At 72.5% G+C, this 26,101-nt stretch carries 23 protein-coding genes; 15 read left to right on the plus strand and 8 right to left on the minus strand.

Features of this window, described 5'->3' with window-relative positions:
- Nucleotides 1–119: 119 nt before the first annotated feature.
- The 7 genes from OG538_RS11100 to OG538_RS11130 all read left to right on the plus strand — a co-directional run bounded on the left by OG538_RS11100 (nucleotide 120) and on the right by OG538_RS11130 (nucleotide 9,026).
- Nucleotides 120–2,246: a HEAT repeat domain-containing protein gene (locus OG538_RS11100; RefSeq protein ID WP_406092548.1), complete on the plus strand. Its 2,127-nt coding sequence runs from the start codon at nucleotides 120–122 to the stop codon at nucleotides 2,244–2,246.
- Nucleotides 2,243–2,578 (plus strand): zinc-ribbon domain-containing protein, encoded by a 336-nt coding sequence (locus tag OG538_RS11105; RefSeq protein ID WP_406092550.1) that lies wholly within the window; start codon nucleotides 2,243–2,245, stop codon nucleotides 2,576–2,578. The genes OG538_RS11100 and OG538_RS11105 overlap by 4 nt, the downstream gene beginning before the upstream one ends.
- Before the next feature lie 172 nt (nucleotides 2,579–2,750).
- A complete protein-coding gene (locus tag OG538_RS11110) occupies nucleotides 2,751–3,554 on the plus strand; it encodes a hypothetical protein (protein ID WP_406092552.1) in 804 nt (267 codons plus the stop codon).
- Nucleotides 3,551–4,894: an ATP-binding protein gene (locus OG538_RS11115; RefSeq protein ID WP_406092554.1), complete on the plus strand. Its 1,344-nt coding sequence runs from the start codon at nucleotides 3,551–3,553 to the stop codon at nucleotides 4,892–4,894. The genes OG538_RS11110 and OG538_RS11115 overlap by 4 nt, the downstream gene beginning before the upstream one ends.
- 92 nt (nucleotides 4,895–4,986) lie before the next feature.
- Nucleotides 4,987–6,366 (plus strand): FtsW/RodA/SpoVE family cell cycle protein, encoded by a 1,380-nt coding sequence (locus OG538_RS11120; protein WP_406092556.1) that lies wholly within the window; start codon nucleotides 4,987–4,989, stop codon nucleotides 6,364–6,366.
- A gap of 34 nt (nucleotides 6,367–6,400) precedes the next feature.
- Nucleotides 6,401–7,858, plus strand: a complete 1,458-nt coding sequence (locus tag OG538_RS11125) for a peptidoglycan D,D-transpeptidase FtsI family protein (RefSeq protein ID WP_406092558.1) — start codon at nucleotides 6,401–6,403, stop codon at nucleotides 7,856–7,858.
- A gap of 130 nt (nucleotides 7,859–7,988) precedes the next feature.
- Entirely contained in the window at nucleotides 7,989–9,026 is a 1,038-nt protein-coding gene (locus tag OG538_RS11130; protein ID WP_406100067.1) for an amidase family protein, read from the plus strand.
- Nucleotides 9,027–9,054: 28 nt separating this feature from the next.
- Here OG538_RS11130 and OG538_RS11135 read toward each other — a convergent pair whose 3' ends face one another.
- A complete protein-coding gene (locus OG538_RS11135; RefSeq protein WP_406092560.1) occupies nucleotides 9,055–9,918 on the minus strand; it encodes a hypothetical protein in 864 nt (287 codons plus the stop codon).
- 61 nt (nucleotides 9,919–9,979) lie between these two features.
- Nucleotides 9,980–10,870 carry an ADP-ribosylglycohydrolase family protein gene (locus tag OG538_RS11140; protein WP_406092561.1) on the minus strand — a complete coding sequence of 297 codons (891 nt, stop codon included), beginning with the start codon at nucleotides 10,868–10,870 and terminating at the stop codon, nucleotides 9,980–9,982.
- Nucleotides 10,871–10,956: 86 nt separating this feature from the next.
- Between OG538_RS11140 and OG538_RS11145 the strand changes: the two genes are divergently transcribed.
- The 3 genes from OG538_RS11145 to OG538_RS11155 are packed head-to-tail and all read left to right on the plus strand — an operon-like array spanning nucleotide 10,957 to nucleotide 12,440.
- Nucleotides 10,957–11,493: a GNAT family N-acetyltransferase gene (locus tag OG538_RS11145; RefSeq protein ID WP_406092563.1), complete on the plus strand. Its 537-nt coding sequence runs from the start codon at nucleotides 10,957–10,959 to the stop codon at nucleotides 11,491–11,493.
- A 12-nt stretch (nucleotides 11,494–11,505) separates the two neighbouring features.
- Entirely contained in the window at nucleotides 11,506–11,907 is a 402-nt protein-coding gene (locus OG538_RS11150; RefSeq protein WP_406092565.1) for a VOC family protein, read from the plus strand.
- A gap of 32 nt (nucleotides 11,908–11,939) precedes the next feature.
- Nucleotides 11,940–12,440, plus strand: a complete 501-nt coding sequence (locus tag OG538_RS11155; RefSeq protein WP_406100069.1) for a DUF664 domain-containing protein — start codon at nucleotides 11,940–11,942, stop codon at nucleotides 12,438–12,440.
- Nucleotides 12,441–12,558: 118 nt separating this feature from the next.
- Here the strand turns inward: OG538_RS11155 and OG538_RS11160 are convergent, their stop codons facing one another.
- Nucleotides 12,559–13,677, minus strand: coding sequence for a ferritin-like domain-containing protein (locus tag OG538_RS11160; RefSeq protein ID WP_406092567.1), 1,119 nt, complete (start codon nucleotides 13,675–13,677; stop codon nucleotides 12,559–12,561).
- A gap of 179 nt (nucleotides 13,678–13,856) precedes the next feature.
- Here OG538_RS11160 and OG538_RS11165 point away from each other — a divergent pair, with 179 nt between their 5' ends.
- The 5 genes from OG538_RS11165 to OG538_RS11185 all read left to right on the plus strand — a co-directional run bounded on the left by OG538_RS11165 (nucleotide 13,857) and on the right by OG538_RS11185 (nucleotide 20,014).
- The gene (locus tag OG538_RS11165) at nucleotides 13,857–14,792 is read left to right on the plus strand and encodes a diiron oxygenase (protein WP_406092569.1); all 936 of its coding nucleotides are present in this window, start codon (nucleotides 13,857–13,859) and stop codon (nucleotides 14,790–14,792) included.
- Nucleotides 14,793–15,027: 235 nt separating this feature from the next.
- Nucleotides 15,028–15,780, plus strand: a complete 753-nt coding sequence (locus tag OG538_RS11170) for a TetR/AcrR family transcriptional regulator (protein WP_406092571.1) — start codon at nucleotides 15,028–15,030, stop codon at nucleotides 15,778–15,780.
- Nucleotides 15,781–15,797: 17 nt separating this feature from the next.
- Entirely contained in the window at nucleotides 15,798–16,064 is a 267-nt protein-coding gene (locus tag OG538_RS11175; RefSeq protein WP_406092573.1) for a hypothetical protein, read from the plus strand.
- 85 nt (nucleotides 16,065–16,149) lie between these two features.
- Nucleotides 16,150–18,678 carry a PQQ-binding-like beta-propeller repeat protein gene (locus tag OG538_RS11180; RefSeq protein ID WP_406092575.1) on the plus strand — a complete coding sequence of 843 codons (2,529 nt, stop codon included), beginning with the start codon at nucleotides 16,150–16,152 and terminating at the stop codon, nucleotides 18,676–18,678.
- 154 nt (nucleotides 18,679–18,832) lie between these two features.
- Nucleotides 18,833–20,014: a C40 family peptidase gene (locus OG538_RS11185; RefSeq protein WP_406092576.1), complete on the plus strand. Its 1,182-nt coding sequence runs from the start codon at nucleotides 18,833–18,835 to the stop codon at nucleotides 20,012–20,014.
- 90 nt (nucleotides 20,015–20,104) lie between these two features.
- Here OG538_RS11185 and OG538_RS11190 read toward each other — a convergent pair whose 3' ends face one another.
- The 5 genes from OG538_RS11190 to OG538_RS11210 are packed head-to-tail and all read right to left on the minus strand — an operon-like array spanning nucleotide 20,105 to nucleotide 25,879.
- Nucleotides 20,105–21,346, minus strand: coding sequence for a styrene monooxygenase/indole monooxygenase family protein (locus OG538_RS11190; RefSeq protein WP_406092578.1), 1,242 nt, complete (start codon nucleotides 21,344–21,346; stop codon nucleotides 20,105–20,107).
- Nucleotides 21,347–21,368: 22 nt separating this feature from the next.
- On the minus strand, nucleotides 21,369–22,019 hold the full coding sequence (locus OG538_RS11195; protein WP_406092580.1) for a GTP-binding protein: 651 nt from the start codon (nucleotides 22,017–22,019) through the stop codon (nucleotides 21,369–21,371).
- Nucleotides 22,000–22,416 (minus strand): DUF742 domain-containing protein, encoded by a 417-nt coding sequence (locus tag OG538_RS11200; protein ID WP_328896329.1) that lies wholly within the window; start codon nucleotides 22,414–22,416, stop codon nucleotides 22,000–22,002. The genes OG538_RS11195 and OG538_RS11200 overlap by 20 nt, the downstream gene beginning before the upstream one ends.
- The gene (locus OG538_RS11205) at nucleotides 22,413–22,892 is read right to left on the minus strand and encodes a roadblock/LC7 domain-containing protein (RefSeq protein ID WP_406092582.1); all 480 of its coding nucleotides are present in this window, start codon (nucleotides 22,890–22,892) and stop codon (nucleotides 22,413–22,415) included. The genes OG538_RS11200 and OG538_RS11205 overlap by 4 nt, the downstream gene beginning before the upstream one ends.
- On the minus strand, nucleotides 22,889–25,879 hold the full coding sequence (locus OG538_RS11210; RefSeq protein ID WP_406092584.1) for a nitrate- and nitrite sensing domain-containing protein: 2,991 nt from the start codon (nucleotides 25,877–25,879) through the stop codon (nucleotides 22,889–22,891). The genes OG538_RS11205 and OG538_RS11210 overlap by 4 nt, the downstream gene beginning before the upstream one ends.
- Nucleotides 25,880–26,101 lie beyond the last annotated feature (222 nt).

Consider the following 26,101-nt stretch of genomic DNA (forward strand, 5'->3'; position numbering starts at 1 on the left):
CGCCACAGGTGTTGTCATGTTCAAGGGCAAAACGTGGGATGGGGCGGGTGGATTGTCGGAGCGGTGGTGCACACTCTGCGCAGACACTGCTTCGTGGGAAACCGTGGGGAGGCGATGGCGTGTTCGCGGGGATCGACGAGGTCGACTGGGCCTCGATGGAGCATGCCTACGGGCCTGCCGACGACGTGCCGGCTCTGCTGCGGGGCCTGGCGTCCGCCGATCCGTCGGAGCGCGAGGCCGCGCTGGACGGCATGTACGGGGCGGTCCACCACCAGGGTGATGTCTACGCGTGCACGCTCGCCTGCATCCCCTTCCTCTTCGAGCTGGTGGTCGATCCGGCGGTTCCGGACCGCGGGGGCATCGTCGAGCTGCTGACCAGCATCGGCGGCATCGACCTCGACGAGGACGACATCGATGAGGACGAGGCCGAGGGGGCGGCGAACTACGCGATGGCGGCGGCGGCCGTCAGCGCGGGCGCCGGTGTCTTCTTCGCGCTGATGGCCGACGAGGACCCGGGAGTGCGGGTCTCCGCGCCGCTGGCGCTGGCCACCCTGCACGGCAGTCCCGCCCGGGTCCTGAGCCTGCTGCGCGAGCGGCTGCCGGTCGAAAGGGACGACGAGGTGCGGCTCGCCCTGGTCGAGGCCGCGGGGCGGGTCGCGCTGCGCCACGGTCCGCTGGCCGGCCGGATCGCCGACTGGCTGAGCCGGCTGGCCGCCGAGGCGAATCCGCCGGGGCTGCGGCTCGCTGCCCTGGCCCAGCTGGCGCGGTGCGCCCCCGAGGCGTTGCCGGGCGATGTAGTGCGGGTGGTGGCGGGTCTGCTGCGGCAGCTGCGCTCGGCCCCCGAGACGGTGGAGGCCGCGGAGACGGGGCCTCTCGGCCTCGGAGCACACGGCGACCCCGATCCCGCCGCCGCCGAGGCCGCGCCGGTGACCCTGCTGGGGCAGCTGCGGGCGCTGTCGGCCGAGGACAGGGCCGGGCGTACGGCGCCCTGGACGGCCGATCTGCTGCGCACGCTGCACGTCGGTCTTGACGACCGGGTCGCCGACCGGACAGCGCTGCTGACCGATCAGCTGTGCAGCCCCGACCCGGGGCAGCGCATCGACGCCGTCCGGATGAGCAGCGGACTGATCCGGGCCTGGCGGGGTTCCTACGGCGAGCTCGTCAGGCTCGTGGGCGACCAGCTCGTCTCGAACGAGCCGAAGCTGGCCGAGGCCGCCTCGCACGTGCTGGAGGAGCTCTTCGGTCTGGCCGCACCCGCCGCGGACGCGCTGGCGGCCCGGGTCGCGGCCGATCCGGGTGCCTGGGTGAAGGAGTGGGCGAGCGGGCCGCCGGGGCTCGGCAGCGCGGTGAAGGCACTGGCCCGGCTGGGGGACGCCCGCGCGGTGCCCGCGCTGGCTGCGGCGCTGGAGCGGCCCGAGGTGCCGCACGACGTGGGGTTCGCCATCGGGTTCCTGGGGCCTGCCGCCGCGCCGTTGGCCGGTCTGCTGCGCCGCCGGCTGAGCGAGGTCGGGCTGGACGAGGAGGCGTACGACCGGGCGAGTCCGCTGCTCGCCGGGCTGACCGCGCTCCGAGCGGGCGAAGCGGCGCCGGAGGTGCTGCGGATTCTGCGCGGGGCGCCGGAGTACCGGGGTGAGTGGTTGCGTACGGCGGCGCTGCGGGCGCTCGGCTCGTTCGGGCCCGCGGCGCACTGCGCGGTCCCGGAGCTGCGGGCGCTGATCCGCCGCCCCGGGACGGCGGGGGCCACGGAGGCGGCCGAGGCGCTCTGGTCAGTCGACGGGGACGCCGGGGCGGTGCTGCCGGTCCTGATCGAAGGGCTCCAGGCGGAGCACGCGCGTGAGCGGAGGGCGGCTGCGAGCGCGCTGGGCCGGCTCGGCCCCCTCGCGGCGGTGGCGGCGCCACGGCTGCGGGCGCTGCTGCTGCACGAGGAGCTGTGGCTGCGGGTGGACGCGGCGATCGCCCTGTGGGAGGTTTCGGGACGGGCCGAGGAATCTGTTCCGGTACTCCTCGCGGCCTGGGAGAAGAACCGTCATGTCAGGGTTCGGGTGGCCGAATGCCTGGCGCGGACGGGGGCTGCTGGTGCAGGGTCGGACGCGGCGCACGTGCTGCACGCCGAGCTCGCCTCCGTACGCCGTCACAACGCGATGGACGGCGGATACGGCAGCCACGACACATACGAGGACGAAAAGCTGCTGGCGCTCTGCCGCCGGGCGCTCCTGGGGAATACGGGGAAGGGACCCACGACATGATCATTTTCGGTACGCGAGGCTATCTCTACCAACTGGCGGTCCTCACGCTGGTCTGCGGCTGGTGCGGGAATCCGTCCGCGCACACCCTGCGCAAGCGGGTGACGAAGTTCACGCTGTTCTTCGTTCCGCTGTTCCCCTTCTCGACGAAGTACGCCACCCAGTGCACCTTCTGCGGCGGTGAGCAGAAGATCCCCAAGGAGCAGGCCGACCAGCTGCTGGCCCAGCACGTGGCCTCGCAGGACGGGAACCCCTTCGGCCAGTCCCCGCAGCAGCCGGGCTACGCTCCGGGCGCGCAGGGCCAGGGGCAGGGGCAGAACCCGTACCAGAACTGAAGTACCGGACCGGAGCGCCGGGGCCGGAGTAACAGAACCGGAACCGGAGCGCCGGAACCGATGCATCAGTACTAAATACATATAAGAGACTTCCTTCCGAATAGGGTCTACGGAGCCGGGGCCGTGCGCGCGCAGGCACGGTCCGGGCCGGCCGTCGGAATGGGAGGAAGACATGCGTCCGCAGCACCGGACGGGGCGCCGCTCGGCCGTCGCCGTCGCGGCCCTCACGGGCGCCGTACTGCTGGTCGGCTGCGGCACCGGCGGCGAGTTGCAGAGCGCCGGACGGGCACCGGCCGCCATCGGCCCCGCCCGCCTCTGGCCGCAGCTGCCGCCCGCCTCTGCCGCCCCGTACGACTACGGCGAGGGCGAGACCGCCCATATCCCCGGGATCACCGTCCCGGGCAGCGATGTGCGCCGACTGGACCCGGTGGCGGTGGTGCAGGCGGGGCTGAACGCCCGCCCGGACCGGTCCAGCGGCTCGGACGCGCTCCCGGCCGAGACCGTACGGCGGATCAACGCCTGCCGGACCACACCCGCCACCTGCCCGGTGCTGAAGCCGTACTACCGCGACCTGACGGGCGACGGCCGGGACGAGATGGTCCTCGGTATCCAACTGGTCGACCGTCAGCTCTCCGTACGCGTCTACATGCCGGAGCCGGGCGGGCTCACCCGGATCATGTCGACCTCCGACGCCGTGATCAGCGTGGAACTGGCGGGACGGGACCTGATCATGCGGGCCCCGTCGGCCATCACCGGGTACGAGTACCGGACGGCCTGGTCCTGGGACGACCAGCAGCGCGCCATGCTGCCCACGCAGGACGAGATCCTGCGGATGACCCCGCGGGCCGATCCGGGCCGGCGCCGCACCCCGAGCGCCCGGCCCTCCGCGCTGCCGTCCGCCGACGCGACCCTGACGCCCGGGACCGCCGCGCCCACCGAAGCTCCTTCGGCAGCCGTGACAGCGGAGCGCCGGTGAGAGGGCGGCGGCTCGGCGCGACCCGGGCCCGCCGTCCCCGGCGGGGGCTGCGGCTGCCCACCTGGACCGCGACGCTCACCTGGAAGTCCGCGGTGTTCATCACCGTCATGTGCTGCGTCCTGGCCGCCCTGCTGGGCGTGCTCGTGCACACCGCGGTCACCCGGCAGACGGTCGGCCACGCCCGGGAGAAGGCGCTGGCCCGGCTGGAGGACGCCACCGCCGCCTACGAGGCGGGCGAGGCGCTGCCGCCGCGTTCCGGGCTCGATCCGCCGGAACTGCCGGCTTCGTTGCGCGCCCTGGCGGTGGCCGGGAAGCGGGGCACGATGGTCGCCGACCACCGCGGCCGCCCCACCATGTGGGCCGCCGCCCCGGCCGACGGGCGGGCCCTGGCGACCCGGATCGACTACAGCCAGAGCGCCCGCACGATCAACGGTCTGGACGGGGCCATCGTCGGCTCCTCGCTGCTGGCGATCGGCGCCACGCTGCTCGTCGGAGCGTTCTCCGTCACCCGGGTCACCCGACGGCTGCACCAGACCGCGCAGGTGGCCCGCCGGATCGGCGCGGGCGATCTGGACGCCCGCGTCGACGACCCCCGCACGGCCGATCCCTCGCGCCGGCAGGACGAGGTCGCGATCGTCGCCGGAGCACTGGACACCATGGCCTCGGCGCTCCAGCGCAAACTCGTGGCCGAGCAGCGCTTCACCGCCGATGTGGCGCACGAGCTGCGCACCCCACTGACCGGCCTGTCGGCCGCCGCCGAACTGCTGCCGCCGGGCCGCCCGTCGGAGTTGGTGCAGGACCGGGTCCGGGCGATGCGCGCGCTGACCGAGGACCTGCTGGAGATCTCCCGGCTCGACGCCCGAACCGAACAGGTCGATCTGGACGTGCACGAACTGGCGCCGCTCGCCGAGCGGGTCGCGCGTGCCACGGGTCCCGGCACCGAGGTCCGTCTCGACCCGGACAGACCGCGGGTACGGGTCGAGACGGACAAGCGGCGACTGGAGCGGGTGCTCGGCAATCTGATCGGCAACGCGCACCGGCACGGCCGCCCGCCGGTGGTGCTGGCCGTCGACGGGCCGGTGGTGACCGTGCGCGATCACGGCGCGGGCTTCCCGGACTATCTGATCGCGGGCGGTCCGCAGCGTTTCCGCACGGAGGGCGGCGCCAAGGGGCATGGCCTCGGGCTGACCATCGCCGCCGGCCAGGCGGAGGTGATCGGCGCCGCGCTGGCCTTCGAGAACGCGCCGGAGGGCGGGGCGGTGGCCAGGCTGACGCTGCCGGAGTACGTGCGCCTGGACCACGACGACGAGGAGGAGCCGCACTCCCCCACGGTCGGCTGACGGCCGGACGGCACCGGACACACCTGGACCCCACGAACCCCCACAGCAGGACATAAGGGAAATAACACCCACCTCTTGCTACGTTGCGTGGCATGACCGCAACGACGGCGGACGCACCCCCGCCCGAGCTGCGCCTGCCCAAACGGCGCGGCGTAGAGCTCTCGCTCCTGATCGGGGCCGTCCTCATCTCCGTCTACGGCTACGCCGCCGTCGGTCTGGCCCACGACGACGCGGTCCCGCCCGACGTCGCGGGGTACGGCGGCGGGCTCGGGCTGCTCGCTCTCCTCGCCCACCTCGCCGTCCGTTTCCGCGCCCCGTACGCCGATCCGCTGCTGCTGCCCATCGCCGTCCTGCTCAACGGCGTGGGCCTCGTGCTGATCTACAGGCTCGACCTGGAGACACCCAGGGACCAGGCGGCGCCCACCCAGCTGGTCTGGTCGACACTGGGCATCGCGTTCTTCATCGCCGTGGTGGTGTTCCTGCGCGACCACCGGGTCCTCCAGCGCTACGCGTACCTCTCCGTCGCCGCCGCCCTCGTCCTGATGATCGTGCCGATCTTCTTCCCCGCGGTGAACGGGGCCAAGATCTGGATCAGGATCGGCGGATTCTCCTTCCAGCCGGGCGAGTTCGCCAAGATCCTGCTCGCCGTCTTCTTCGCCGCCTACCTCGCGGCGAACCACAACGCCCTCGCGTACACCGGCCGCAGGATCTGGAAGCTCCAGCTGCCCACCGGCAGGGTCCTCGGCCCGATCGTGGCGATCTGGCTGATCAGTGTCGGCGTCCTGGTCCTGGAGCGCGACCTGGGAACCTCGCTGCTGTTCTTCGGCCTGTTCGTGATCCTGCTGTACGTGGCGACGGGACGGACCGGCTGGATCGCCGTCGGGCTGCTGCTGGCCGCCGTCGGCGCGTTCGTGGTCGGCTCCTTCGAACCGCATGTGCACAGCCGGGTGCAGGACTGGCTCGACCCGTTCGCCTCCATCGACGCCGGCCGGGGCCCCGGGCAGCTCGCCCAGTCGCTGTTCGCCTTCGCCGCCGGCGGCATGCTGGGCGCCGGGCTGGGGCTCGGCCACTCCATCCTCATCGGCTTCGCCGCCAAGTCCGACTTCATCCTCGCGACGGCCGGCGAGGAGCTCGGCCTGACCGGGCTGACCGCGCTCTTCATGCTGTACGCGCTGCTGGTGGCGCGCGGCTACCGGGCCGGGCTCGCCCTTCGCGACGCGTTCGGGCGGCTGCTCGCGATCGGCCTCGCCTCGATCCTGGCGCTCCAGGTGTTCGTGATCGCGGGCGGGGTCATGGGGCTGATCCCGCTGACCGGGATGGCGATGCCGTTCCTCGCACAGGGAGGCTCGTCGGTGGTCACCAACTGGATCATCGTGGCGCTGCTGATCCGGGTCAGCGACGTGGCCCGCAGGCCCCACCCCGAGCAGGTGGAGACCGGAGTCGTCGCACCGGTCCCGGAGAGCGAGCTGTGAGCGTGCACCCGTCGACCGCCCGGGGGGCCCCATCATGATCCGCTACATCCGCCACGCCGCCGCGTTCTGTCTGCTGCTGCTCGTGGCACTCCTGGTGAACGCCGCCCGGGTCCAGGTGTTCGACGCCGACGAGCTCGACGACAACCCGGCCAACCGCCGTTCCACGATCGCCCGTTACGACGAGCCGCGCGGCAACATCCTGGTCGGCGGCCGGTCCGTCACCGGCTCGAAGGACACCGGCGAGCAGCTCGCCTACGAGCGCACCTACCGCAACGGCCCGCTGTACGCCCCGGTGACGGGGTACGCCTCGCAGACGTACGGGACCACCCTGATCGAGAACGCCGAGGACGCGATCCTCTCCGGCACCGATCCCATGCTTGCCCCGCTGCCCTTCTGGAACGAGATCACCCGCGCCCGGCAGCCGGGCGGCGATGTCGCCACCACGATCAAGGAGTCCGTGCAGCGCGCCGCCTACGAGGGGCTGGGCGGCCGCCGGGGCGCGGTGGCGGCCGTCGAGCCGACGACCGGAAAGATCCTGGCCCTGGTCTCGACCCCGTCCTACGACCCCGGGCGGCTCTCCGGCACCGGTTCGTCCGTCACCGACGCCTGGCGCGAGCTCAACTCGTCCACGAGCCAGCCGATGCTGAACCGGGCGATCCGGCAGACGTATCCGCCCGGCTCCACGTTCAAGATCGTGACGGCCGCGGCGGCGCTCGACGCCGAGGTCGTCACCGATCCGGACGCCGAGACCGACACCCCCTCCCCCTACGTCCTGCCGGGCACCTCGACCACGCTCCCCAACGAGGCCCGCGGCTGCGAGAAGGCGTCGCTGGCCGAGGCGATCCGGGTCTCCTGCAACACCGTGATGGCACACCTCGGGGTGGAGGTCGGGCTGGACGGCATGGTGGAGGCCGTCGGCCGGTTCGGCTTCAACGACACCGGGCTGAAGATCCCGTCCGGGGTGGCGAAGAGCAACTTCGACACCGAGATGAGCGACGACCAGCTGGCGTTGTCGTCGATCGGCCAGTTCGACACGACGGCGACCCCGCTCCAGATGGCGATGGTGGCCTCGGCCGTGGCCAACGGCGGCGACCTCATGTATCCGCACCTGGTGGACCGTACGACCACGCACAGCGGCTCCACCGTCCACACGACGGGGTCCCGCTCGTACCACCGGGCGATGAATCCGATGACGGCCATGCGGTTGCGGCAGATGATGATCGACGTGGTGCAGGACGGCACCGGCACCAACGCGGCCATCGACGGGGCGACGGTCGGCGGCAAGACCGGGACGGCCCAGCACGGCATCGACAACTCGGGTACGCCGTATGCCTGGTTCATCTCCTGGGCGCAGGCGGAGAACACCGGGCGGCCGGCGGTCGCCGTCGCCGTGGTGGTGGAGGACGCCGCCGCCGACCGGGCCGACATCAGCGGCGGGGGCAGCGCGGCACCGATCGCCCGTTCCGTGATGGAGGAGGCGCTGCAGGACTGAGCCGGTGGGAGGGGTCGCGGGGAGACCTCCCTGGAAGACTGAGCCGGTGACGGACTTCAGGGATGCCCCGGATCGCAAGGATCTTCCGGATCTCAGGGATGCCCCGGATCGCGGGGATGTCGCCGGGACGCTGGCCGCGATCGCGCGGGAGGACCCGCGCCTGTGCGCGTTCCTCGACGTGTGGCGCGAGGAAGCGCTCGCCCGGCTGCCGGCGGCAGGCCGACTCCCCCTCGCCGGGCTGCCGTTCGCGGTGAAGGGCCCCACCGGGATCCGTTCGTACGCCGCGCGGCGGCTGATCGCTGCCGGTGGCGTCCCGGTCGGCTCGACCTCCGTGCCGGGTCCCGGCACGCACTGGAAGACCTGGGGCCTGGGCACCCACGGCCGCACCGTCAACCCGTGGCGGCCGGACCGGACGCCGGGCGGCTCGTCGGCGGGCTCGGCGGTGGCGGTCGCGGCCGGCCTGGTGGCCCTGGCGACGGGCAGCGACGGGGCGGGGTCGGTGCGCATCCCGGCGGCCTGGTGCGGGGTGTTCGGGCTGAAGACGACCAACGGGCTGCTGCCCTCCCCCGACCGTTCCGGGCTCGCCTCCGCGGGGGTCCTGACCCGGACGGCCGCCCAGGCGCAGACCTATCTGCGCTGCGTCATGGACGGCTACGGACCGGCCACGGCCGAACTGCCCCTGACCGCCGCGTACAGCCCGGACCTGGGGTTCGCGGACGTCGACCCGGAGGTGGCGGCGGTGGTGCGGGGCGCGGTGGGGCGGCTGGTCGCGGCGGGTGTGGTGCGGCTCGTGGACGGCGGCTGCGCGCTGCTGGACCCGGGGGCGGCCTGGCAGGCCGTCCGGGCCGGAGACGTGCCGCCGCACCTCGGGGAGCTCCGGCGCGAGAACGACCACAGACTGGACACCTTCTTCGCGGGCACGCCGCTGCTCCTCACGCCCGTCACCCCCAACCGCCCGCACGGCCACGACGGTCCGGGCGAACTCTTCTCCACCTCACTGACCTGGGCGTTCAACCTGAGCGGGCATCCAGCCGCGAGTGTGCCCGCCGGATTCACCCCGGACGGCTGCCCGGTCGGGCTCCAGCTCGTGGCGCGGCGCGGCGCGGACGCCCAACTGCTCGCCACGGCCTGCGCGGTGGAGAAGGCTCTGGGTTCCGTGCGGCCGTGACGAGCGGAGCCCCGGAGTCCGCGGCGGGTCAGCCGGCTTCGGTCGCGGCTATCGGCTTGCGCGACTCGGCCCTGACCTTGGCGGTTTCCAGGGCGGCCTTTTCGAGGTCGACCTTCTCCGGGGCCTGCAGCGCGGTCTCGGCGGTGACGACGGCGACGAAGGAGGCGGTGTTGGCGTCACCCCAGGCGCACATCGGGAGGGTGCTGCTGACGGCGCCCTCCTTCGACCGCACGACCTGGCAGGACACCGTGATTCCGTATCCCTCGGGTGTGAACTCCCTGGCGGGTACGGCGATGGTCATGCCCTCGTTCTGCGTCGCCCCCTCCAGGATCTTGTCCCGGGTGAGCGCGGGCCCCTTGATGCGGCCCCACATGCCGGAGATGACGAGGGTGCCGCCGCTCTTCGAGGTGTACTGGGTGACGACGGCCTTCGCGTCGCGGATGCTCGGGTCGTAGGTCTGCTCGACCTCCTTCCCGTCGGTCGACGAGGTGTCCTTGAGCAGGGTGTACTCGCCGTCCAGCAGCTTCTCCGGCACGGTCAGCCGGTATTCCGCCTTCGGGAAGCCCCCGAGCGGCGAGAGCCCTCCGCCGTCCGCCTCGTCCACCAGCCGCGAGACACCGAACGCGATGCCGCCGGCCACCACCAGGGCGCCGACGACGATGCCGACGATCAGCCCGGTCCGGTTCCTCCTCGGCGGCGGCATCCCCGGAAACCCGGGCGCACCGGGCCCCGGACCGCCCCACGGCTGGGGCGCCTGCGGATACCCGTAGGGCGGCTGCTGCCCCGCCACCGGCTGCTGGGCGTACGGGTTCTGCTGGGGCTGCGGCGGGCCGTACGGGCCCTGCTGCGCTCCGTACGGGCCCTGCGGGGGCTGGGGCGGGGGCGTGGTCATGGCGCCCAAGTTACGTCATGGGGGAACATCGTTTCGATCCCCCGCACTTGCCGGCCCCGCATCAGTTCAGGGGTTCGCGGCGTCGCAGCCACTCGGCCGGCACCCGTTCGACGCCGGTGGCGGCGCCGACGATCCCACCGGTGATGGCGCACGTGGTGTCGACGTCCCCGAGTCCCTCGGCGGTGGCCCAGAGCGCCGCCTCCAGGTCGGCGGGGTGCCGGGCCGCGGTCCACAGGGCGAAGGGAACGGTGTCGTCGGAGCGGATGCGCTGCCCGTTGCCGAGCAGGTCGGCGGCCTTCCACGGCTCGGTGCCGAACGGTACGTCCACGGCCCGGAGCAGGCCGTCCCGCACCGCCCCCGCGGGCGTCAGCCCGGCGACCCGGGACAGCGTGAACTCGCCCCGTACCGCCAGCGCCGCCGCCACCGCGACGGCCACCGCCCCCGCGATCCCCTGCGGGTGGGCGTGGGTGACCTCCGCCTGGAGCGCGGCCTGTGCGGCCACGAAGCCGATGTCCCGGTGGAATCGCGCGCCGAGCGGGGCGACGCGCATCGCGGCGCCGTTGCCGAGGCTGCCGCCCTCGAAGAGCTCGGGGGCCAGCACCCGCCAGTCGGCCGGCGACGTCAGCAGTTCGGGCAGCAGGATGTGCATGCCGTGGCCGTACCCGCGCGCCGGATCCGCCTCGAAGGCGAGCGCGAAGTACAGCGCGAGCCGGTCCTGTTCGACGTGCCCGTGGTCGTCGAGCACCCGGTGCAGCGCACGGGCCAGGGCGGTGTCGTCGGTCCAGTGCCAGACGGGCTCCTGCGGGGTGCGGCGCGTCCTGATCTCTTCGTACGCCTGCCGGGGCTGCCGGAACAGGGGGAACCACCGCTCGCCGAAGGCGTCCCCGAGGGCGAGGCCTTCGAGGCTGCGACGGGCGGCGGCGAGGTCCGGGGCTGCGGCGGTGGAGGACATGGCCCCATCCTCCCGCCGCGCGCCCCGGGCCGTACACGGGATTTCGGCCCCGACGGACCGGTGGGGGCGGATGGGACCATTGGATCGTGAACGATCAACGTGGCCTCACCGTCGTACGGCCTGCGGCGCACACCCTCTCCACCGTGGGCGGTCTGTCCGCCCTGCTCGCCGGCTATCACCAGCAGACCGAGGCGGAGAAGGGCCGGCCCGTCACGGGGCCCGCCGGGCTGCCCGACCGGTACCGGGCGGAGGTCGAGGATCCGGACAGCGCGTTCGCGGACGCCGTCGTGCTCGTCGCGCAGGACGGCGGCACCGCCGCGGGCTGCGTCGTGGTCACCGCCCCCGTGGCCGGGCACGTGGAGATCAAGCGGCTGTGGACGGATCCCGGTCTCCGCGGCAGGGGCGTCGCCTCCGCCCTGCTCGACGCCGCGCTCGCGCACGCCGCGCGGAGCGGGGTGCACACCGTGCGGCTGTCGGTGTGGCAGTGGCGCACCGGAGCCCTCTCGCTCTACGAACGGTTCGGCTTCGCCGTCACCGCGCCGTGGGACGAGCGTGCGGGACTGATCTGCATGGAGCGGGCGGTGGAGGTCCCGAACCCCTGTACAGAGCAGGCCGGTTCGTAGATCGTTGCTGCCGTGACAGAGACGAACGGCACGAGAAACTGGCCGGGCAGCATCAGCGCGCTCACCCTGTTCACCGAGGAACTGGCGGAGACCAAACGGTTCTACCGGGAGGTCTTCGGACTGCCGGTGACGTACGAGGACGACAACTCGGCCGTGTTCACCTTCGGCAACACCGTGGTCAACCTGCTGCGGGCCACCGCCGCACACGGCCTGATCGAACCGGCGGACGTCGCCGGCCCGGCGACCGGTGCCCGGATGCAGCTCACGCTCCCCGTCGACGACGTGGACGCGATGTGCGCGGTGCTGGCCGATCGCGGTGTGACCCTGCTCAACGGGCCGGTGGACCGGCCCTGGGGCATCCGTACCGCCAGCTTCCGCGACCCGGGCGGCCACATCCGGGAGATCGCACGATGACCGCGGACGAAGCCGGGCGGGGGCCCGCGGCCATGGCTCCCGGCGCCGAGATCCGCGCCCTGTTGTCGTCCCTGGAGGGTCAGCGCCGCCATGTCCTCGGCATCCTCGAAGGGCTCGACGCCGAGGCGTTGCGGATGCCCGTGCTGCCGTCGGGGTGGACGTGTCTGGGGCTCGTCCAGCATCTGGCTCTCGATGTCGAACGGTTCTGGTTCCGTGCGGTGTTCACGGGTGACGCGGCCGTGATCGCGGCCCTGGACGGGGCCGGTGACGCCTGGCAGGTGGCCCCCGGCTCCACCGCCGCCGAGGTGCTCGACCGGTACCGCGCGGAGACGGGCCTCGCGGACGCCGTCATCACCGCGGCCGCGGCGGACGCCCCCTTGGCATGGTGGCCCCGGGCGCAGTTCGGCGAGCCGCACCTGCACACGCTGCGGGACGTCCTGCTGCACGTCATCACCGAGACCGCGTGCCACGCCGGTCATCTCGACGCGGCACGCGAACTCCTCGACGGCCGGCGGTGGCTGGTCCTGACCTGAGGGCGCGCAGCGAAGCAACTCGTCGTCGAACGCCGTGCATGAGCTGCGGCGTCGAGCGCGGGAGCGCGCGCCTTGTCGTTCTGCGAGCCCTCAGTGCCTGTGTCCGCAGCGCCCCGGCTCAGGCCGAGGACCGCGCCGCGCCGCCCTCCGCTATCGCCTCCGCGACCTCCGCCACCCGGGCCTGCTCCTCCGCCGCGAAGCGCTCCCGGTCCAGCTGCTCGGCTATCTCCTCGTCCTGGGCCATCAGCAGGTCCAGGTTCGAGTCGCCGAGCTCGAAGACGCCCATGTCGACGTACGCCTTCTGAAGGCGTTCGCCCCACAGTCCGATGTCCTTGACGCACGGGACGATGCGGCTGAACAGCAGCTTGCGGAAGAGCTGGAGGAACTCCGAGTGCTCGGAGAGGTCCTTCGCCTCCTGTTTGCCGATGCCGAAGTTCTCCAGCACCTCGACCCCGCTGAGCCGGTCGCGCATCAGGTAGCAGCCCTCGATGACGAACTCCTCGCGTTCGCGCAGTTCGGCGTCACTCAGCTCCTTGTAGTAGTCCCGCAGCGCCATCCGGCCGAAGGCGACGTGGCGGGCCTCGTCCTGCATGACGTACGCGAGGATCTGCTTGGGCAGCGGCTGCGTCGTGGTGTCACGGATCATTCCGAACGCGGCCAGGGCCAGCCCCTCGATGAGGACCTGCATGCCGAGGTAGGGCATGTCCCAGCGCGAGTCGCGCAGGGTGTCGCCGAGCAGGCCCTGGAGGTTGTCGTTGATCGGGTACAGCATCCCGACCTTCTCGTGCAGGAACCGGCCGTAGATCTCCGCGTGCCGGGCCTCGTCCATGGTCTGGGTCGCGGAGTAGAACTTGGCGTCCAGGTCGGGGACGGACTCCACGATCCGGGCGGCGCAGACCATGGCGCCCTGCTCGCCGTGGAGGAACTGGCTGAACTGCCAGGAGGTGTAGTGCTTGCGCAGCTCGCCCCGGTCCTTCTCGGTCATCTTCGCCCAGTGCGGGGTGCCGTACAGGGTGAGGGCCTCGTCGGGAGTGCCGAGCGGGTCGGCGGGGTCGACCTCGATGCTCCAGTCGATGCGCTTGTTGCCGTCCCACTGCTTGTCCTTGCCCTTCTGGTAGAGGGCGAGGAGTCGCTCGCGGCCGTCGTCGTAGTCCCAGCTGAACCGGGCGGCGCCCGAGGCGGGCACCGCCCACAGCGGCTGCTCGGGGGCGGTGGTGTAGAGGTCGTGTGTCGACACGGACGGCTCCTTCGCCTCTCAGGGCTTCGGTAAGTCACCTGACGTCTGGCTCAGTTGGCAGGTTCACACGTTGGTAGACGCCGGGTCAACAAGTCGTGCGCAAGGGATTGACGGCCTTGCTGACAGGTAGTCTCATAGTCGGTGACCGTCGGTAACCCATGGGAGAGGTGCGTCCAGCCATGACGACCGTGACCGAACGCGATGTGCAGTCGCTCCGCGACGCACTCGGCCCGCTCCGCGACCGCGAGCAGATCGCCGAACGGCTCCTGGAGGCCTCCGCCAAGCACTCCTTCGACCCGGACAAGGAGCTCGACTGGGACGCGGCGGCCGAGGACGGCAAGTGGTTCTGGCCGCCCGAGCTGATCTCCCTCTACGACACCCCGATGTGGAAGAGGATGTCGCTGGAGCAGCAGCAGGACCTGGCCCGGCACGAGGCCGCCTCGCTCGCCTCGCTCGGGATCTGGTTCGAGATCATCCTCATGCAGCTGCTGGTCCGCCACATCTACGACAAGCCCGTGGTCAGCAACCACGTCCGCTACGCGCTCACCGAGATAGCCGACGAGTGCCGGCACTCGATGATGTTCGGCCGGATGATCACCTGGGGCGGGGCACCCTGCTACCCCGTGCCCCGCAGGTACCACAACCTCGCCCGGGTCCTGAAGACCGTCTCCACCACCCCCGGTTCGTTCGCCGCGACGCTGCTCGGCGAGGAGATCCTCGACTGGATGCAGCGTCTGACCTTCCCCGACGAGCGCGTCCAGACCCTGGTGCGCGGAGTGACCCGCATCCATGTCGTCGAGGAGGCACGGCACGTCCGGTACGCCCGCGAGGAGCTGCGCCGCCAGATGGTGACCGCCCCGCGCTGGGAGCGCGAGCTCACGCGGGTGAGCTGCGGGGAGGCGGCCCGCGTGTTCTCCGTCTGCTTCGTCAACCCCCAGGTGTACGAGAACGTGGGCCTGGACCGGCACGAGGCCGTGGCCCAGGTGAAGGCCAGCGGTCACCGGGCGGAGGTCATGCAGTCGGGTGCCAGGCGGCTGACGGACTTCTTCGACGACATCGGGGTCCTCAACGGAGTAGGGCGCAGGCTGTGGAAGAACTCCGGCCTGCTCGCCTGACCGGGCGCGATCCGCATGCCGGGCCCCCGCGAGCCCGGCACGAACCGGACGAGAGGCCCTACGGGCTGTCCAGCAATTCCTGGTGGATCAGCGCGCGGCGTCGGCTGCGGTGCACCGCAAGGCGGAGAGGCGCCCGCATACTGGATGTATGCGGGCGTTTCGACAACGCGGCGAGGCGCCGTAACTGTCGTCGTGCGCCCACCGGGAATTGCGGGACAGCCCGTAGGCTGCCTGTATGACCCCTGCCGCAGCCGCGCCGCCCAGCCGTGCGTACCGAAGGCTCAGCGTCGAGGAGCGCCGTACCCAGCTCCTCGGTGCGGCGCTCACCCTCTTCGCGCACCGGGCCCCCGACGAGGTCTCGCTCGACGAGGTCGCGACGGTGGCCGGGGTGTCGCGCCCGCTGGTCTACCGCTACTTCCCGGGCGGGCGTCAGCAGTTGTACGAGGCGGCACTCAGGTCCGCCGCGGAGCAGCTCAAACTGTGCTTCGCCGAACCGGCCGTGGGACCGCCCACGGAACGGGTGACGCGCGTCCTCGACCGCTACCTCGCCTTCGTCGACGAGCACGACGCCGGCTTCAGCGCCCTGCTGCGTGGCGGCAGCGTCGCCGAGACGTCCCGTACGAGCACGATCGTCGACGAGGTACGCCGGGCGGCGGCCGAGCAGATCCTCCTCCACCTGGGCCGGGGCGAGGGCAGCGAACCCGCACCGCGGCTGCGGATGATGGTGCGCACCTGGATCGCCGCGGTCGAGGCGGCGTCCCTGATCTGGCTGGACGAGGGCAAGGAGCCGGCCGCGTCCGAGCTGCGCGACTGGCTCGTCGACCAGTTCATCGGACTCCTCGCCGTCACCGCGTCCACGGACCCCGAGACGGCGTCGGCGGTGGCCGAGCTGCTGCCCCTGGAGACCGTGTCGGGCCCGGCCGGCCGGCTGGCGGACCGTCTGGCGCCACTGATCGGGGCGGCGGCGCATCTGCTGCCGCCGGACTGATCGGTCAGACTGGAGCGGTGAGAAGCGAGAACGTCCCCTTCACCGGCGGCCCGCTGGACGGGCGGGCCCTGCCCGTCCTCGTCGGCGCGACCGGCCACCCACCGAAGTGGTACGAGGTCCCGGTCCCGGCCGCCGACGACGGGCCGGCCACCGTGCACGCGTACCGGAGGGTCCCGGCCGGATACACCAGGCGACTGGGGATCCAGCGGGGCTGGATGTACGAGTACGCCCCCGAGGGCCGTGAACGCCACCGCCCCAAGTGGCCCTGGTCGAAGCCGGGGTGACCCACCCCCGCCGACGGCGTCCCCCGGGAGCGGACCCTCTAAGATCGACGGTCTGGTCCGAAGGACGGCAACAAGGGGGTGCGCCATGGAGGCGCTGCGTCAGGACGATCCACGCCGCTTCGGCCCGTACACCGTGCTGGCACGGTTCCGTGAGACGGCCGCCGCGGTCCAGTACCTCGCGCACGGCTCGGCTCCGGACGACCTCGTCGTGATCACCGCGGCCCGGCCGGAACTGGCCGCGCTGCCCGCGTTCCGGCGTCGCTTCCACGCGGAGGCCCGCACCGCCGACCGGCTGGCCGGCGGGTGGGTGCAGGCGCGGCTGGGCACCCCCGACGGCGGGCCCGAGGACGACGACCTGCTGTGGACGGCCTCGGCGTACGTGCCCGCACTGACCCTCGCCGAGGCGGTCGATCTCGCGGGACCGCTCCCCGAGCGTGCCGTGCGGATACTGGGCGCGGGCATCGCCGAAACGCTCTCCCGGGTGCACGCGACGGGAGCCGTGCTGCAGGGTCTCGCCCCCCGGACCGTGCTGCTGGCCGAGGACGGGCCACGACTCACCGCGTTCGGGCCGCTGGGCGCGGCGGCCGACGCCGAGGCCCGGTCGGGCGGCCAGCTCTCCGTGCGGCTCGGCTACCTGACTCCGGAGCAGGTCGCCGGCCAGGAGGCCGGGCCCGCCTCCGACCTCTTCGTGCTGGGCCTGCTGCTCGCGTACGCGGCGACGGGCAGCACCCCTCTGGCGGACGGCCCGGCCGCCGAGGCCGCCGACCGGATCGCGCACAGCGACCCCCGGCTCGACGCGGTGCCGGACGAACTGCGTGAGCTGATCGCCCGCTGCCTGGCGAAGGACCCGGCCGACCGCCCCAGCGCCGGCGCGGTGGCGGCGGAGCTGGCACTGGAGGGCGCGGCAGGACTGGCCAAGGGCGGCTGGCTGCCGGAGGCGCTGGCCGCCGCCGTGGCCGAACAGGACGCCCGAGTACGGAATCCGCAGCCGCCCGTCGCCGACGCGGTGGTGGACACCCCGGAGATCAGGGATGCCACGCCGCCCCCCGCCGCGCAGATTCCCGGCCCCCCGCCCCACCGCGACACCCGGACCGCACAGCTGGGGATCATCGACCACCAGGCCCTCCGGCCCGACCGGGTGACCACGCAGCTCTCCCTGCCGCCCGGGCTGCCCGGGCAACCGGCCGCCCTCCCCGCCGCACCTCTGGCACCCCACCCCCAGGCGCTGCCCGCCCCGGGGCCTGTGGCACCCCTGCCGTCCGCCGCGCTCCCGGCCGCTGTGAAGTCCCCCGCCACCGACCGCCGGACCCTGCTCATCGGGGCCGCCGCCGGGGCCGCCGGCCTCCTGGTCGGCGGTGGCGGGGTGCTCGCGCTCGGCTCCGGTGACGACGCCGAGGCCACGGCCGACGCCAAGCCCGCACCGAGTCCCAGCCGCCCGGTCGTCGCAGGGCTGCCTCCGCAGCCACGCTGGATCTACACCAACCCGGCGGCCGAGCCGTCACCCCTCACCGCCGCCCTCTGGAACGAACGATTGCTGGTACTGACCGGCGAGACCCACGCCTCCGCCGTCGATCTGCGCACCGGGCACCGGATCTGGGAGAGCCCGGACGCCGCCAAGGGCCAGGCAGCGCTGCCGGCCGGCAAGGAGTTCGTGTTCGTCGCCGGCCCGTCCGAGTTCCTGTGGCTGGCCGCGAAGGACGGCCGGGTGGCCCACCGGGTGGCGTACGCCGACGGGTTCGAGGACGCGCCGAACCTTTCGGTGCGCACCCTCGTCGGATCGTCCGGCCCGAACCTCTGGTTCACCGGCTCGCACCAGGTCACCGTGAAGGCCCCCAAGCCCAAGAAGGGCAAGAAGCCCGGCAAGGACAAGCAGGTCGTCACGTCCTATCTGTTCGGTTACGACATCGAGCAGCGCAAGGAGCTGTGGCGGACACCCGTGCCCACCGGCCGGGGCCCGATCGCGCCCGTGTACCGGCTGATCGCGATCCGTCCGGACGCCGTCGTCGTGCGGCAGGACCGGCTGTCGCTCACCCCGGCCGAGGTGAAGGCGGCCAAGGGCAAGGCCTTCTTCCGCAGCTTCGACCGGCAGACCGGAAAGCTCCAGTGGACCAAGGCCTTCGGCACGGTCGCTCCCGACGCGGCGGCCATGGGTGACGCGGACGGCGTGCTGTACGCGGCAGTCGGCGACGACCTCCGCGCCTTCGAGACGCCCGGTGGCCGGCCGAAGTGGACGCTGAACGGCACGCCCGCCTCCGTCTTCGGGACCTCGGTCGCGGCCGGCGCGCTGCTGCACACCACCAACCGCAACCAGGAGGTGGGGGTGGTCGACCGGAAGACCGGGCGGCTGCGCTGGCGGCGCTCCACGGAGGCGGTGGTCACCGGATCGGCTCCCGCGGTCACGGTCAGCGGCTCGGGCGGCACGTTGCTGGCGGCGGGCGCCGGGCAGGTCACCGCGTTCGCGGCGGCCGACGGACGGCGGCTCTGGAAGTTCCAGGACATCGGGGCCCAGGACCCCGAGGGGGCGAAGGTCACCGCTTCCTATCAGGTGCTGGCCTTCGGGAAGACCGCGCTCGTCCGGCGCGACCGCGTCGTCTACGCGTTCCCGGTGGCCTGACCGGACGCGGACCCGGCCCACCGCCTTCCGGGGGAATCGGGCCAGCGCCGCGCCGGAGGTCCTTGCATCACCTGACGGCGAGTGAGCGTATGGAGGAATTGCGCTCACTCATGGGGTAGTCGCACGATTCACCCCGTTTTCCGGAGGTGGTGTCGTGTCGCGCAAAGTCCTGCGCTCCCTCGGCACGGCGGCTCTGGCCGCCGTCGCGGTGACCTCACCGGCCGCGGCCGCAGCACCCTCGCCCGCCCCCTCTCCGCGCACCGAAGGCCCCGCCGTCCCGGCCGCCGTCCCTGAAGCGGCGGCGGGCAGCGTCGCCGGACTCCTGAACGAACTCCAGCGGCTGTACCAGCGGACCGAGGAGGCCACCGAGACCTACAACGGGACGGCGGCCGAACTGAAGAAGCGGACCGCGGAGGCGAAGAAGCTCGACTCCGCACTCGTCACCGCCCGGCTCTCGCTGTCCCGGAGCCGCGACGCCGCCGGGCGCCTGGCCCGTGAGCAGTACCAGGGCCGTTCCGACCTCTCCGCGTATCTGCGGCTGTTGCTGATGCGCGATCCCGAGTACGCCCTGGACCAGGGGCAGGTCGTCCAGCGGCTGGCCGCCGGGCGGGTGGCGACCATGAAGCGGCTGGGCGGCGCCGAGAGGCGCGCCGCGGAGCTGGCCAAGCAGTCCCGCAAGGTCCTGGACAGGCAACAGGTCCTGGCCGCACGGCAGAAGAAGGACCGAGACACCGTCCAGGCGCGGCTCAAGCAGGTCGAGGGACTGCTCGCCACGCTCTCCCCGGAACAGCTCGCCGAGGTCTCCCGCCTCGAACAGGACGGTACGGACAAGGCGCAGGACGCACTGGTCGCCTCGGGTGCGCTGTCCTCGGCCCGGCCTGCGACAGCGGAGGGCAGTGAAGCGGTCCGGTACGCGATCGAGCAGATCGGCAAGCCGTACGTGTGGGGCGCGGAGGGGCCGGGCTCGTTCGACTGCTCCGGACTCACCTCGCAGGCCTGGGCGAGCGCCGGCCGCACCATTCCCCGCACCTCGCAGGAGCAGTGGCGGCAGCTGCGGAAGGTGCCGGTGAAGGCCCTGCGGCCGGGCGATCTGGTGGTCTACTTCCCGAAGGCGACGCACGTGGCGCTGTACATCGGCAACGGCCTGGTGGTGCAGGCGCCGCGGCCGGGCTCACGGGTCAAGGTCTCCCCCGTCGCGTCGAATCCGCTGCTGGGCGCCGTGCGGCCGGATCCGGAGGGCGCTCCGTTGACCACGTACGGGCCGCCGGAGCTCCCGGAGGGGGCCTCCGAGGGGTCCGACGAGGGATACGGCGAGGACGCGGCGCCCGGGGAGTAGCGCTCGTACCGAACGCAACCGCCGGGCCTGGCCCGCCGGACATGCCGACGGCGCCCGGCCCGGCCGGTGCGTTCAAGGGGTGCCGGGCTCTCAGGCGGCCGGACCCGCGACGGAGGCCAGGTAGGCGTTCGTCTTCTCCGGCTCGAAGAAGAAGTTGTCGAAGTCCGCCGGGTCGTTGAACCCGTTGGCGAAGCGGTCGGCGACCGGCTGGAGCTGACCGGCGGCGCCGATCAGGTTCAGCACGTGCTCCGGCGGGACGCCGAGCATCGCGTTCGTCCACTTCGTGACGTGCTGGGCGGTCTCCCAGTAGCGGTCGAACGTGGCCTGCATCCAGTCCGCGTCGAACGCGCGGTCGCCGTGCTCGATGATCGAGTCCAGATAGGCGTTGGCACACTTGGAGGCCGAGTTGGAGCCCTGTCCGGTGATCGGGTCGTTGGCGACGACGACATCCGCCACACCGAGCACCAGGCCGCCGCCGGGGAGCCGGCCGATCGGCTTGCGGACGGTCGGGGCATAACGGCCCGCCAGGGTGCCGTTGGCATCGGTCAGTTCGACCTTGGTGGCGCGTGCGTACTCCCACGGGGTGAACTTCTCCATGAGCTCCAGCGTCTTGGCGAGGTGCTCCGAGGGGTCCTTGATGCCCTGGAAGGCGTCGAGCGGCCCGCCCGGGATGCCCTCCCAGAACAGGATGTCGGCACGGCCCGACGTGGTCAGGGTCGGCATCACGAAGAGCTCACCGACGCCGGGGACCAGGTTGCAGCGGACCGCGTCGAACTCCGGGTGCTCGGGTCGCGGGCCCATGCCGTGGACGTACGCGACGGCCAGGGCACGCTGTGGGGCGTCGAACGGCGAACGGGACGCGTCGCGGCCGAACATGGAGACCAGCTCGCCCTTGCCGGCGGAGACCATCACCAGGTCGTAGGTACGGGAGAAGTAGTCCAGGTCGGACACGGCCGCGCCGTGAATGACGAGCTGCCCGCCGCGCTGGGCGAAGGTGTCCATCCAGCCGGCCATCTTCACGCGCTGGTCCACGGACTGGGCGAAGCCGTCCAGCTTGCCGACCCAGTCGATGGCGCGCGAGGAGTCCGGGGCCGCGACGGAGACGCCGAGGCCCTCGATGCGCGGGGCCTGGGACTCCCAGAAGTTGAGCTGGTAGTCCCGCTCGTGCTGGAGCGCGGTGTGGAACATGCACTGCGTCGACATGACCCGGCCGGAGCGGATCTCGTCGGCCGTGCGGTTGGACATGAGGGTGACTTCGTAACCTCGGGACTGCAGTCCGAGGGCGAGCTGGAGCCCGGACTGGCCGGCTCCGACTATGAGTATCTTCCGCATCGCGGTTCTCCGTTGTGTGTAGCTATGCCGGGGTGACGTCGAGGGCATGGCCCACGAGGGCCAGGAGCGACTCGACGACGGTGATCCTGTTACGCGCGTCCATGATCACAACAGGCACGTGCGGAGGGACGGTCAGGGCCTCCCGGACATCCTCGGCCTCGAATCCGGGTGTGCCCTCGAAGTGGTTGACGGCCACGATGTAGGGCAGTCCGCAGCTCTCGAAGTAGTCGAGGGCGGGGAAGCAGTCGGCGAGCCGGCGGGTGTCGGCCATCACGACCGCACCGATCGCACCGCGCACGAGGTCGTCCCACATGAACCAGAAGCGCTGCTGGCCCGGTGTGCCGAAGACGTACAGCACGAGGTCGTCGTCGAGCGTCAGCCGGCCGAAGTCCATGGCGACGGTCGTGGTGACCTTGTCGGGCGTCGCGCTGAGGTCGTCGGTCTCCTCACTGGCCTGGGTCATCATCGCTTCGGTCTTCAGCGGGGTGATCTCGGAGACCGAGCCCACGAAGGTGGTCTTGCCCACGCCGAAGCCGCCCGCGACCACTATCTTCGTGGCGATCGGGGCCCTGGTCCGGTCGAGCTGCCAGGCCTGCAACGATTCCTCGGCCTGGTCCTTCGGCCCCGGCTGGCGCGGGGCGAACAGCGGCGACTCAGAGACGACGGAGTCCATTGAGCACCCTTTCGAGCAGTGCGCGGTCGGGCTGGCCGGTGCCGTGACCGGTTCCGTACACGCGGATCTTTCCCTGGTCGGCCAAGTCGCTGAGCAGCACCCTGACCACGCCGAGCGGCATCTTCAGCAGCGCCGAGATCTCCGCGACGGTACGCATCCGCCGGCAGATCTCGACGATGGCCTGGAGCTCCGGCATGACGCGCGAGGCCAGGTTGCCGTTCGTCAGTTCGCGGCGCTCGTCGGGGGCGTCGAGCGCGGCGACGAACGTCTCGACGAGCAGGACGTGACCGAAGCGGGTACGGCCGCCGGTGAGCGAGTACGGGCGCACCCGCGCGGGGCGCTTGTCGGCCCCGCGCACGGGGAGCCTTCGGGCGGGTTCAGCAGCAGCGTGGGTCACTGGGCGCTCTCCATCGATTTGCGCAGCTCACTGCGGAGTTCGGGGGTGAGTACGTGTCCGGCACGGCCGACGAAGAGCGCCATGTGGTAGGCGATGACGCTCATGTCGCAGTCGGGTGTGGCGTGCACACCGAGCAGCGACCCGTCGCTGATCGACATGACGAAGACGCTGCCTTCGTCCATGGCCACCATGGTCTGCTTGACGCCACCGCCGTCCATCAGCTTCGCGGCGCCGATGGTGAGGCTGCCGATGCCGGAGACGATCGTCGCCAGATCGGCGCTGGAGCCCCGGGGGCCGTCCTGCCTGCCTGTGCCCCGGGCGACCTGATGGCCGGGGTCGGAGGAGAGCAGCATGAGTCCGTCGGACGAGACGACGGTGACCGAGTGGACCCCTGGCACCTCCTCCACCAGATTGCTCAGCAACCAGTGAAGATTCCGGGCTTCGGTGCTCAGCCCGAATGTGCTGGGCGCAGTCAACTGCGTGCCTCCTCGACTGTGTCCCCCGTGTCTCCGGGTCGGCCATCGGTACGGCCTGCCGGCTCGGTGTGCTGGGTACGTGTGGCGCCGGTGGCCGGCGCGGTGGCCTCGGCGATCTCCGCCTCGACGTCCCTGCGGCCGTTCTTCGCACCCTGGTGGAAGCCGCCGAGCCGACGGCGCAGGGCGTCCTTGTCCACGCTGCCCGTGCGCTCGGGTGCGGGGGCCGACGCCGGCCTGACGACCTTGGGGGTGCGCTTGGGCAGCCCCTTGTCGGTGATCCGCGGGGCCTGCTGCTCCGGCTCGGGCTCCGGGCGGCGCGGCCCGGGCAGGGCGTCGGCCACGGGTGGCGTGACGGGCGCGGGGGCGGGCGTGAGCGGCGCCGGCTGGCCGCCCTCGTCGGCGGTGCGCTCGTGGCGGTCGGGACCGATGGCGTACGGACCGGCGGCGGCCGAGGGCTCGGGGCCGTCACCGAAGGCGGGGGCGTGCGTGAACTCGGGTACGTCATCGAATTCGGGCACCCGCGGGAGCCGTACCTGCATCGTGGTCTCGGCCTCGGTCTCCGCGGGCCCCACGGGCTCGGGGTCCGGGGAGACCACGGAGGGCTGCGCCGCCTGGGGGCCCCCCGGCTCGGGCGCGACCGGAGGGGCGTGGTCGGGGACGGCCCGGATGAGGTCCTCGGCCGGGGCGCCGGGCTCCGGGGCGGGCGCGGGGACGGCGGTGGTGCCGGTCTCGGCGATCGTCTGTTCGGCGGCTGCGATCAGCGGGTCGCCGGGCAGGGCGAGGGTGCGGCCCGGCAGTGCGTTGGAGTTGGCCTCGGCCACCGAACCGGGGAGGTTCAGCGCGGGCGCGTCGCCGGGAGCGCTGACCGGCGGCGGGGTCGCGGCCGGGGGTGCCTTCGGGAGCAGCGCCTGGGGCAGCACGACGACCGCGGTCACCCCGCTGCCCTTCTGCTCGCGCAGCTGGACCCGCACGCCGTGGCGTGCGGCCAGCAGCGAGGTCACCTGGAGGCCGAGACCGGCCCCGTCGGCGCTCTGCTCCCCCGCCTCGAAGAGCGCCGGGTCGCCGAGACGGGTGTTGAGCTCGCCCATCCGTACGGACGACATGCCGATGCCCTCGTCCTGCACGGAGAGCATCACCTCACCGGTCTCCAGCAGCCAGCCGGAGAGCTGGACGTGGGAGTCGGGAGGGGAGAAGGAGGTGGCGTTCTCCAGGAGTTCGGCGACGAGGTGGCTGAGGTCGTCGGCGGCGAATCCGGCGATCTGGGCGTGCGGCGGCAGGGACTGGATGGTGACCCGCTCGTACCGCTCGATCTCGCTGACCGCGGCGCGCAGCACGTCGACCAGCGGGATCGGTCCGGAGTGGCTGTGTCCGTGCTCGGCGCCCGCGAGGACCAGCATGTTCTCGCTGTGGCGGCGCATGACGGTGGCCATGTGGTCCAGCTTGAACAGCGTGCCGAGCCGCTCCGGGTCCTGCTCGCGCTCCTCGAGGGACTCGATGACACCGAGCTGGCGTTCGACGAGGCCGAGGGTGCGCAGGGACAGGTTGACGAAGGTGTGGTGGACGGTGTTCTTCAGCTTCTCCAGCTGCGCCGCCAGGTCCGCTGTGTGGACCTGGAGTTCGGCGCGCTGCAGGGTGAGGGCTTCGCGGCCGGCGATCAGTTCGCCGCGCTCGCCCTCCAGCTTCTCGAACCGTCCGTTGAACTCGTGGAGCAGTCCGTGCAGCCGGCCGTGCAGTGCGTTGATGGACCGGACGACCTGGGCGAACTCGTCGTTGCGGCCGGTGTAGCGGACAGGTTCGGCCGTCTCGGGCTCCGCGGCGAGGCGGCCCGCGCCGATCCGCAGGACGGCGAGCGGCTGGGTCAGGGTGCGGGCCACGGCGGTGGAGACGCCGACGGCGATGAGCAGGCAGCCGCCGAGCAGCGCGATCCGCAGTTCGAGCGCGGTGACCTCGTCGTCGCGCAGCTGCCCCAGCCGCTGCACCTGGGCGGTGCCGAGGGCGGACTCGACGCCCCGCATCCGGTCGATCCGGGCGGAGAGCGCGGCCTGGAGCTTCTTCCCGCTGACCTTCTGGTCGGCCGAGGAGAGCTCGGGGCGGTCGGTGAGCGCGGCGAGGTACTTCTCGGCGCTGTTGACCTCGGGGCCGGTGACGGTGGTGGCCAGCTTGTCGCGGGCGGTGGCACCGGCGGCCTGGTCGAAGTCGGCGAGGGCGGAGAGCTCGCCGACCCGGGACTGCTGGGCGGCGCCGCTCAGCGCGTCCCGGGTGCGGTCCTCCTCGGTCTCGCCCTCGTCCTGCGTCTGGACGGGCAGGCCGGTGAACGGGTCGATCTGCGGGGCGGCCGGCTCCTCGCGCGGGACGGCGAGGGCGGCGAGCAGCAGCCCGCGGGTGGCGGAGGCCTGTTCGGTGGCCCGGCCGAGCGCGAGAGGGGCGCGGACCGCCTCCGCGGCGCGCGGCGGGGTGCTGTCCGCGAGTTCGTCGGAGAGGTCATGAAGCTTGGAGATGACCTCGGTGTACGCCCGGTGGGCCTCCAGCGCCGTGCCCTTGCCGCTGATGGCGTCGCGGCGCAGCGAGGGGATGGTGGAGAGGTCGCGGCGCAGGACGGCGGAGGCCGCGTCCCGGATCTCGTTCACCTGTTGGTCGACACGGGCGCTGCGGCTTCCCGCGGCACCGGTCGCCCCGGGCTTGCCCTCCCGGCCTGCGGCGATGAAGGCGGTGACCTCGTCGCGCTCGTCGGCGAGGGAGTGCGCGAGCGCGATGGCCTGCTGGTTCAGCTCTGCGAGGGTGACCAGCCGCTGCGACTCGGTCAGGTCGGACGAGGCGCTCAGGACCGCCGGCGCCCCCGCGGCCACGACGGTGATCCCGACGACCGCGACGCCTGCGACGAGCCGGCTGCGGACGCGCACGGTGCGCCCGCTCTCAGCCGGCGCCGAAGACGCCACCTCGGAACCGCTGTGCTTGCTGCCCTTGCTCCGAGGCCGCTTCTTCTGCACCGGTGCTCGCAATCTCGACTCGTCCGCCCTTGAAGCAGAGGTGACGCTCGGTCACGTGAACGAGCGCCCCGACCCCTGGTACGGCTTCCGACCATTCCAGTGCTTTTGAGAGGGGGGCGCGCATCAACCGCTCCGCCACTCGAACGAGTGAACCGCACTCTGGAGTTGGCGAACAAGTCTCCCCCCGGGCCCCCGACAGCACACCTGGACGCCCGGCTGGAT

The organism is Streptomyces sp. NBC_01013 (assembly GCF_045162765.1).
Classification (GTDB): domain Bacteria; phylum Actinomycetota; class Actinomycetes; order Streptomycetales; family Streptomycetaceae; genus Streptomyces.